Genomic DNA, 2,559 nt, shown 5'->3' with positions numbered 1-2,559 from the left:
AACTGTTAAGGAAACAATCGGAGTTGGTGTAAACGAAAAAGCAGCCTTGAGTTCTGATAAAAACTGCCCTTTCGTTTACATCAATTTCGATTTTACCTTGGTGAACAAAGTCGCGTCCCTTTAGCCGATAGCTATGGGGATTCAATCGTTGCTCTTTTCCTTAAGTTTATCATACCGGATGTTTTGGTAAAAGTTTTTTTATTCAAGAAATCAATTTCAGGCATGACAAACAAACCTCCTATGCGGAAGTCATTTATTCTATGCAATTGTAGATTTTAACATCTCATATGTGCACAAAAAGAAGAACTGTATTTATCTTTGCGGGGTGATACCATATTCCCTCCGCAAGAAGAACATTTGCATACATCGATGTGATACAAAACCTTTATCATTTCTATTGCATTTAGATTTTTTAATGTAGAAATGTATTTCTTGCATCCAAGCAGATTTCTGCAGTGAGTTATCTTTTTTCTCTTGTTTCTACATGATAGCAGACCATAGTGACGGATTCTGACAAATTGTTTGGGAGGAACATGCATCAGGAATCGACGGATGAATTCTTCTCCTGAAATTGTTTTCTCTTTCCAACAGCCTTCGTTTTTATAGTCTTTTACTGCATATGTAACTGTCGTGTCTTTCATGGATTTAATTCGCTGATTACTGATTGCTATCCTGTGGGTATATTTTCCAAGATAATTGATAACCGACTGTGCACCATTGAAAGTTTCTTTACAGTAAGTGACCCAGTTCTTTTCATAACACTTATCAAGAAGTTCTTTAAAACGATAGCTGTTCTGATATTTCTCCGCTGTACCATGAAATTTAAGCTTAGAATCATTCCACAGGCTTTTTAACTCATCCAGATATTTTCCACGGAACACCTTTGAGATGACACCATATGGGAGAAAAAAATTTCCACCTGTTTCTTTCCATTTATTTTCATCATCAAGCCCACCTCCAAGAACAATGGTATGAATATGAGGATGATAATTCATTGCAGAACCCCAGGTATGAAGAATGCAGATATACCCTATATCAGCTCCCAGGTACTTTGCATCTTTTGACAATTCATTCAATGTGGCTGAAGCAGCATGATACAGTGCATCATATAACAGCTTCTGGTTGCTGTAAATAATGGAATTCAATTCCTCAGGAACTGTGAATACTACATGATAATAGGGTGCATCCAATACGTTCTCTTTTTGTGCATCAATCCATTTCTCTTTCGGAAACTCCTGGCACATGGGACAGCATCTGCTTCTGCAGGAGTTGTTGTGAACACTGATACATCCGCAGTCCTCACAAACACTGATGTTTACACCAAAAACTCCTGTTTTACAGTTTCTGATGTGATAAGCCGTTTTTCTGTGATGAGCAGGAGGGTTACTCCTCTTTTCATAAGAAGGATAGAACCGTTCAAATACATCCTGTATCGTACATGATTTATCCATAATCATTCACCACCCATCTCATCAAATGGGCTTTTAATACCAAGCAGAGTTTTATTGCTTACATGCAGATAAATTTCTGTTGATTTTGGATCACGATGTCCCAAAAGAGCCTGAATGTATTTTATATCGCAGCCTGACTCAAACAGATGACTTGCAAAACTATGACGCAAACAATGTGTGGAGACATGTTTCTGAATGCCTGCTCTTTCGGCGCTTTCACGAAAAAACTGAATGACACTATCTTTTGTAAGATAATCCCCTGTCCATGAACTTGGGAACAGAATCCCCCTTGGTCTGCCACATTGAAACCAGTATTCTGTCAATATTTCGAGCGTCCGGTCTGCAAGCAAAGTATAACGATCAGAGCGACTTTTCCCATCACGGATGTGTATGGTTTTGTTCGTGCGTGAAATATCATCATAATGAAGATGTGTGACTTCTGAAACACGAAGTCCGCCTGAATACATAGTAGCAATCATAGCTTTGTGCTTCAAATTTGGCGTAGCATCAAGAATAGCTGATATTTCTGCTTTTGTAAGCACCGTTGGTAACTTTCTGTCCCTTTTCATACGAGGTATGTCATCATCATCCCAATTCTTCTTCAATATTTTTTTGTAAAAGAAGCGGATTCCTGAATGGTAGTGATTGTATGTTTCTGGTGAAATCCCGGAAAGTTTCTTTTCAGTTAGGAATATATCAACATCGTCAGTTGTTAATGCATCTATATCCTTGGCTGTGCGGTTCAAAAAATGAGCAACACTGGTACAGTATGCATGAATCGTGGAATCCTTGAGATTCCGTTTATTTGCAGCAGATCGAATCTGATTAAAAATTTCTTCGTACATAATAAAATCCTCCATGTAAAATCAGTAGTTAATGAAAAACCCTGCTTACATGGAGGTGCATTAGCATAATAAAACCGCTTGTCAGAAAAGCGGTCAAATGGTATTCTTTTCATAGGCAGTGGTGTCTTTCTGTATTGAATTGTTTTGTGTGGTAACTTTACAATATCAAATACTGGTAAGAATTGCCATTGCCTATTTTATTATTGAGAAAAAGAAAGCTGCGCCACAGCCTTGGCAAGCCATCGCGCAGCGATTTTGTTCAA

The 2,559-nt window shown here is 38.0% G+C and carries 2 protein-coding genes; both read right to left on the bottom strand.

What is annotated here, in order from left to right; all coding sequences use genetic code 11:
• Window positions 1-275 precede the first annotated feature (275 nt).
• Window positions 276-1,451, bottom strand: coding sequence for an IS91 family transposase (locus tag LJE09_RS16935; RefSeq protein ID WP_020993160.1), 1,176 nt, complete (start codon window positions 1,449-1,451; stop codon window positions 276-278).
• Between the two features lie 2 nt (window positions 1,452-1,453).
• Complete coding sequence (locus tag LJE09_RS16930; RefSeq protein WP_020993164.1) at window positions 1,454-2,296, bottom strand: tyrosine-type recombinase/integrase; 843 nt, start codon at window positions 2,294-2,296, stop codon at window positions 1,454-1,456.
• Window positions 2,297-2,559: the final 263 nt, after the last annotated feature.

The sequence above is a fragment of the Blautia sp. DFI.3.45 genome (assembly GCF_020593505.1).
Taxonomy (GTDB): domain Bacteria; phylum Bacillota; class Clostridia; order Lachnospirales; family Lachnospiraceae; genus Blautia_A; species Blautia_A wexlerae.
Note: the sequence above shows the minus strand (reverse complement) of the source record. Positions and strands in the feature narration are given on the sequence as shown.